Source organism: Demequina sp. (genome assembly GCF_047975725.1).
Taxonomy (GTDB): Bacteria; Actinomycetota; Actinomycetes; order Actinomycetales; family Demequinaceae; genus Demequina.
In genome coordinates this window covers 195165-201426 of the sequence record NZ_JBKEED010000030.1, presented here as the reverse complement: position 1 = coordinate 201426, position 6262 = coordinate 195165, and the positions used below count along the sequence as shown (strand labels likewise).

Sequence of the window (6262 nt, the reverse complement as noted above, 5' to 3'; positions counted from 1 at the left end):
GTGCCGGTGGGCTATTCCGGTCACGAGCCGGGCCTGCAGATCTCGGTTGCCGCTGTCGCGCTGGGTGCCGTCGCGGTGGAGCGTCACATCACGCTGGACCGCACCATGTGGGGCTCGGACCACGCTGCCTCGCTTGAGCCCAAGGGCTTTGAGAACCTGTGCCGCGACATCCGGATCATCGAGCAGGCCATGGGCGACGGCGTCAAGAAGGTCTTCCCTGGCGAGCTCGCGCCGCTCAGCAAGCTCCGCCGGGTTGACGGCTAGAGCTCGTTAGCGCAGCGGGATCCGCCAGGCGCGGAACGCTGCGAACCATGGATGCAGTGCCTCAGGCGCGCGCCGCTCGATTGCTTGCGGTGCGCGCCTGAGGCGCCTCACGGCGCGTGCAAGCGCGCCCGGCCTGGCTGGGGTCGTGGTGACCCGGGGTGCCTGGGGCTCGGGGTGGGGCCGGCACTGGTCGATGATGACGACTTCGGTGATGTCCGGGACGAGCGCGCCTGAGACCGCACGGGCGTCGACGCCCACGGCGAGAGGCGCCTGACCTGTGGCGCACAGTTGGGCCAGGTGCGTGCCGTGCTGCGCGACGACGAGGTCGACACCGGCCGCGTGGGCCTGGGCGACGGCCTGGCCGGGCAAGGGGGGCGGACCGTCCGTCGACGTCACGAGCACCGCCCGCGTGAGGCCGTGAGCGACGACGGCCGCAAGGCAGGACTCGAACTGCGCTGCGTGGCGCCCATCGTGCGGCTCGGCACTGCTCGCGCGCGCCGCGCACGCGATGATGGCGGTGGCGGAACGCTCGGAGGGTGACAAGGGCCAGGCGTCTGTGCGCGCCAAGACACGCCGCACCTCATCCGCTTCGGGGCGCAGGTGCGCATCAGTCCCGGCGTTGGCGCCACCAGGCACGGCGATCACCGTGCGCTGCGCCTCGGGAAACAGCGCGGCGATCGTGCTCCACGGCTTGCGGTCGAGCGACGGTGCAATGATCCGCTTTGGCGCGCCGCCACACAGGGCCTCGATGGCGGCGCTCAGCCGCTCGCCACCTTCGCCCGTGGCGGCGAACCGTTGCGGGTGATACGGAACGATCATTTCCCACAGCGCGGCGGCCCCGGCAAACGTGCGCCACAAGGACTGGGTTCCTGGCGCCTGGGCCAGGTCCGGTGACACCTCGGGCACGCTCGCGTCGCTCGTATAGAGCACGAACGCCGAGTCCCCGCGAACAGCGCCCGACTCCACGACTGCCACGTGAGCGGCGAGGCCCACCACGTCGTCGACCAGGTGAAGGTCAGGCATGGGTGCTCCTTAGCCGGCGCACGCGGCGCAACAGCACTCGGGTGGGGCGGTTGAACTCTCGAATCGCGACCTCGAGGTCGCCCTTGGGGTACCGGGCCATCAGCTGGTGAGCCCCCGCAAAGAGCTCGAGCTGGAGGGCCCGATTCAGGCGGCCCCGCGCGGACAGATGGAACTCGATCATGCGAACCGCCTGATACGCGGCCTTGGCGACCAGCGCGGGGTCGCCACTGGCGAGCACGAGGTCTGCGATCGACTCGCTCGCGGGCAAGAAGTGCAGCGTCGACCGATTTCCTGCCTGCGTGAGAGCGGCGGGATTGCGCGTCTTGCGGTAGAAGTAGCCCCGCAGGTCGGCGCGTGCCGTGCTGTGAGTGTTGAGGTACAGGCGCCAGAACCAAGGCCGGTCGGCAGCAGTACGGAGGCGCTCGTCGAAGACGAACAACTCTGGCGCGATTCTCGTGGTGTCGTAGATGCCTGCCCAGAGGAATGGGTAGTCAACCATGGTCCGTTGGGAAGCGGACCCGATGCCCTCCGCGGCGGCGTACGGTTCCCACACGCGGGACTCCGGAGCGCGGACCACGGTTCTGGAGAGGCGGTCCACTCGCACATGGTCAAAGCGCACAAAGTCGACGTCCAGCTGGGCGGCCGCGTCCGCTGCTTGCGCCAAGTGTCCCGGTGCGCACCAGTCGTCGATGTCGACATACGTCACGTAGCGGGTGTCCACGAGCGCATGCGCGATGTTGCGCGAGCGCGCGACGCCCACATTCTCGTCGTTGCGAATCACGGTGATGCCTGAGATGCGACGCGCCGCCTCGTCGAGCAGGCGAGGCGTGGCATCGGTGGAGTGGTCGTCGACGACGATGAACTTGATGCCGTCCGCGAGGTTGCGTTTGGCCGACTCGGCAAACGTGGCCACGTGCTCCTGTGCGTTGTACGCAGGCACAATGACGGTGAGATCAGTCACCCTCGCGGCCCTCCTCTGGCGGGACCCGTCGCACTGCGGCCGCGATCGTAGCCGAGGTCGCGTTGACGGTCATGAGAAACGTCATGTGGTCGTGCGTGTCCGGGTCGGTGCCGTGAGGGCCCACGTGCGGGTCGTCGACGTCCCTCAGCCGGCGGGACGTTGCCTCCTCCACCACGAGGATCTCGGCGGCCGACGACTCCTGTGCCATCAGGGCCGGGCCAAGTCCCGCGGTGATCAGGTGCTCACGGTCCTGTGCCGATAGCAAGCCCGCCGTGCGGACATTGACCTCACGTAGCAACCTGAGGCCGGCCGCACCCATGAGGCCACGGCCGTCACTGCCCCGCGCTGAGTCATCATCGCAGGCCTCTTGTGCCATGCGGGCGGCAAACTCGCGCCATTGTTCGGTGCCACCGGCGAGGAGGTGGCCTTGGTACAGCAGCCTCCACGACAGACCCGACGGCGCGGCACCGTTGTCGGGTCCGCGCTCGGTGTGTGGACCTGGGTGCGCCGCCGCAGAATCCGCGGAGCGTGGGGCCGAGTCATCGCCCGCGGGCACGTAGGGGGCCGCGGTGGCGCGCACGAGGACGGCAGCGAGAGCGTCGGCAGCGAGTTCGATGGGCACGGGGGTGACGTCGCTGGCGGCCTGCCCTGCCCCCGCCTCGGGGTCCTGCGGTCGCGCGATCGCGGAAACGTCTCCTTGGATGTGGACGCCTGCATTCACCATGCGCTCGCCAAGCGCGAGGGCCACAGCCCGCACCTTGTCGACGGCCCACGTGGGAAGACTCGTCCTGGGCCCGGCGTCTGCAGCGGTGGCCTTGAGGCCTTTCACCAGTGCTCCCTGGATCAGCTCGAGCCTGTCGCGCTGAGCTATGCCGCCCGACAACTCGCCGGTACGGCGCGCGATCTCACTTGCGAGGTACGACAGCGACTCGTTGCTGGTCTGTTCACGCAGGGTACGGGTGCGCACTCCCAAGAACTGCTCGACCTCGCGGAACACGCTCGCGGTGTCATCGGGATCCGGGATGACGACGGTGACGTTGTCGGGGCCCACGAGAGACGCCCAGCGCTCGACCAGCGTGAAGCCGTCGTCGGCGCGCAGCGCCATGAGCGGCGAGAGATCAAGGCGGTCGTGGCCGTCGAGGACATCCTCGAGCCAGTCGTCCAACGGGACCTGCCGTCCGGTCGAGGCTCCCTGCTGCCACGAGGACGGCAGCACTTGGGCGAGCGGCCTCCACGTGATGAGGACGTGTACGGGCATCCCGAGCGTGTCGATGACGCGGCGCGCGCCCGAGATGTCGGTTTCGGACAGCAGCTCAGAACTGACGAGCGCGCGGCGAACGCTGCGCCGGCTCAGGTGCTGCCTGAGTGCCACGATCTGGTCGTCTGCCTGCCCGCTCACGTTCCAGACGGGGTGGGGCCGGCCCAGGAGCTGCACGGCGAGGTGGTGGTGGTGGGGACGCCCGTCCAGGAGCGGATAGGAGATCCCCTGCGCACGCATGAGTGCTTGGGTGCGGGTGCGAGCCAGGGTTGCCTGCAACGCTGTCGTGGCCGACTTGGGGATGCCAATGTGGAGCACCAACTCTGGCGGGCGTCGGCGCCGCAGGGTCAGGCTCACCGGGACGGCCGCTCCCGCCCGGCCTTCCAGCGCTGGAGGCGAGCGTTTGCCCGTGCAAGGGCCCGATACGTGGGGCGCGACACCGATGGCGGAATGGCCTCGAGTACCTGCCAAGCCACCCGCCTCGCGCCAGTCGGAACATTGGCCCCGGGCAGGCCGAGTGAGTTCAAGCGAGTGTGGCGGATATAGCGTGAGCGCTCTGTGGCGTCCCATGACTGGAGGATGTCAACGACCTCTGCCCGCCGTGCAGACAGCACGCGGGGCTGCATGGTGAACGCCACCGCAAGGCACACTCGCCCCAACTCGCTCGGATCGGCATGAGGATGGCGCTCCCGGTAGTCGACGATCGTGAGGGGGATGCGATTGCTGTTCTGGTACGGCGTCAGGGCCTTCATGACCTGTTCCGTGCCGACAGCCTTCGTGGCGAGGCCAAAGACCCGCTCGGCGGTCGACAGGGCAGTGGAAAATCCCGCGACGACGCCCACCAGGCGGTGCGTACACATGAGCGCTTCGGCAGAGACCGCGGCGTCGGCAACGGTGAACTCAAGCCCGCGTGCGGCGGCGTGTGTGCGCAACGTGTCGAGGTCCGATGCGGGGGCTGACGGATGGGGTTTGAACAGGACTGTACGTCCACCCAAGTCACGGGCTGCGTCGATCATGGCCGCTTGCATTGCGGTTTCTTCTTCACTCGACACGAGCCCCAGTGCGGCAAGGTACTGACCCAGGACGAGCACCACCGCATCGTCGGTGGCGGGCACCATGCTGGCGGCTTCACACATCTGCTCGATGACTGCACGGAACCGCTCGGGGGCGATGGGGCGGGGTTGGACGCCGTGCTCGGACAGCAGCAGTGGGGAGAGTCCTTCGACGAGGTCGAGGTGGACGAGCCCGTCGAGGCGTTGGCCAAACTCGTGGGTCTGGGCGTCTCTCGTGGCCCCGTAGCTCATGAGCCCTTCCGAGAGCACCGTGATGGGTGCGGACAGGAAGATCTTCGCCATGGTCGCTGCAGGCGGGACGTGAACGGACTCCAACACCAAGGAGACCGGTGCGGTGCCAAGGTCCCATGCAGCCCGCAACAGCTTCTCCTGCATCGGCACATCGATGTCTTGGACCACCCAACGCGCGGGACGCTGCGGGCTGAGCAGAGCGCCCAAGTCAACCACCCGGTCGAATCGCGAGAGCACGGCGCTCGCGCCAGGAGAGTGCGTGAGCGGCAGGCTCACCTCGGGGATGGGTGCGTTGTTCGCGACCACGAGGATCCGTGTGTCTGCCTCCCCGAGCAGCCCCGCGTCGACCGCTGCGGCGGCCGACGCGGCGCCGAACAGCGTGGTGACCAACGTGAGTTGGATCATGCTCGAGCCTCCTGAGAGAGAACCGGCGCGATTGCGCTGCGCAGGAGCGCACGCCTGGCTGAGCCCGCCGCTTCCCACTGAGTGCGGAGCATGGCCGGGTCGAGCGTGCGCGCGAAGTCACCGATGGCGGTGCGCAGTTGCCCCTTGACATCCCTGGTCATGCCCCGCTGGCGACCCACGTGATGGGCCGAGATGGCGAGGAACTGGCGCACCATCTTGGCCTCAAAGTCTCGGTTGCCGTCGGAGATCACGAGGTCCCTGACCGTCGCGAAGCCCTTGATGAAGTCCAACTGTCGGGAGTCGTAGACCTGGGTGAGGGACGTCGCGACGGAGCGGCGATACATCGCCCAGGGGGCATCGACCACCGCCACAGCGGCGTCGCTGAGCGCGAGCCGCCAGATCGCGACCCGATCTTCGAAACTGTGCAGTCCCCGGTCGTAGGCGAGGCTGCCGTCCTCGACGAGCTTGCGGTGAAACAACCCTGCCCACGGAAAGGGATAGTCCACCAGCGAGGACGCGTCGACTGGTAGCACGGTGTCGCGAGAACGCAGCGCGCGCTCGCGCCGCCCGTCGGGCGCCCGGTGGATCTCGCGAGGGCTGCCGTCGTCGAAGACGCGCACGTGGTCAGTCCGCACATAATCCACGTCGAGTGCGTGGAGGCGGTCAACCAGCGAAGGCAAGCGGCCAGGAGCCCACCAGTCATCGGCGTCCAGGAAGGCAACGTGGGCGCGATCGGCGGCCTCGAGACCGACGACACGCGCCGTTCCCACTCCTTCGGGAGAGGCATGCGTGATGACCTCGATGCTGCCGACACGGCCCTCGAAGGTGCGCGCGATGTCGGCAGTGCCGTCGGTCGATCCGTCGTCGATCACGATCACCTGGAGCAGGGTGGGATCGTCGAACTGATGAACCAGGGAGCCCATGGCAGTGCCAATGAACTGCGCTGCGTTGTGTGCAGGGATGATCACGGACACAGAACGATCGCGCGTCATGACACCTCCTCAGGTGCGTCCCGTTGCGAACTCGCAGGGGCCGCTTCGATGGCGC

The 6262-nt window shown here is 68.2% G+C and carries 6 protein-coding genes; 1 reads left to right on the top strand and 5 read right to left on the bottom strand.

Annotation, left to right across the window (positions count from 1 at the left end; all coding sequences use genetic code 11):
• Positions 1–264 (top strand): N-acetylneuraminate synthase family protein (locus tag ACK5NO_RS11385; RefSeq protein ID WP_416812795.1); only part of this gene is annotated, 264 nt, incomplete at its 5' end.
• Between the two features lie 6 nt (positions 265–270).
• Here ACK5NO_RS11385 and ACK5NO_RS11380 read toward each other — a convergent pair.
• Genes ACK5NO_RS11380 through ACK5NO_RS11360 form a run of 5 tightly spaced genes read right to left on the bottom strand, consistent with a single transcriptional unit; the run spans position 271 to position 6207 of the window.
• Positions 271–1287, bottom strand: a complete 1017-nt coding sequence (locus ACK5NO_RS11380) for a hypothetical protein (RefSeq protein WP_416812794.1) — start codon at positions 1285–1287, stop codon at positions 271–273.
• Positions 1280–2248: a glycosyltransferase family 2 protein gene (locus ACK5NO_RS11375; RefSeq protein ID WP_416812793.1), complete on the bottom strand. Its 969-nt coding sequence runs from the start codon at positions 2246–2248 to the stop codon at positions 1280–1282. Before ACK5NO_RS11375 ends, ACK5NO_RS11380 begins: the two co-directional genes overlap by 8 nt.
• Positions 2241–3863 (bottom strand): hypothetical protein, encoded by a 1623-nt coding sequence (locus ACK5NO_RS11370; protein ID WP_416812792.1) that lies wholly within the window; start codon positions 3861–3863, stop codon positions 2241–2243. The genes ACK5NO_RS11375 and ACK5NO_RS11370 overlap by 8 nt, the downstream gene beginning before the upstream one ends.
• Complete coding sequence (locus ACK5NO_RS11365; RefSeq protein WP_416812791.1) at positions 3860–5215, bottom strand: polysialyltransferase family glycosyltransferase; 1356 nt, start codon at positions 5213–5215, stop codon at positions 3860–3862. Before ACK5NO_RS11365 ends, ACK5NO_RS11370 begins: the two co-directional genes overlap by 4 nt.
• The gene (locus ACK5NO_RS11360) at positions 5212–6207 is read right to left on the bottom strand and encodes a glycosyltransferase family 2 protein (protein WP_416812790.1); all 996 of its coding nucleotides are present in this window, start codon (positions 6205–6207) and stop codon (positions 5212–5214) included. The genes ACK5NO_RS11365 and ACK5NO_RS11360 overlap by 4 nt, the downstream gene beginning before the upstream one ends.
• Positions 6208–6262 lie beyond the last annotated feature (55 nt).

Excerpts from the sequence above, each read along its gene's own strand:
- ACK5NO_RS11380 (WP_416812794.1), bottom strand. The coding sequence starts at position 1,287 with ATGCCTGACCTTCACCTGGTCGACGACGTGGTGGGCCTCGCCGCTCAC.
- ACK5NO_RS11365 (WP_416812791.1), bottom strand. The coding sequence starts at position 5,215 with ATGATCCAACTCACGTTGGTCACCACGCTGTTCGGCGCCGCGTCGGCC.
- ACK5NO_RS11360 (WP_416812790.1), bottom strand. The coding sequence starts at position 6,207 with ATGACGCGCGATCGTTCTGTGTCCGTGATCATCCCTGCACACAACGCA.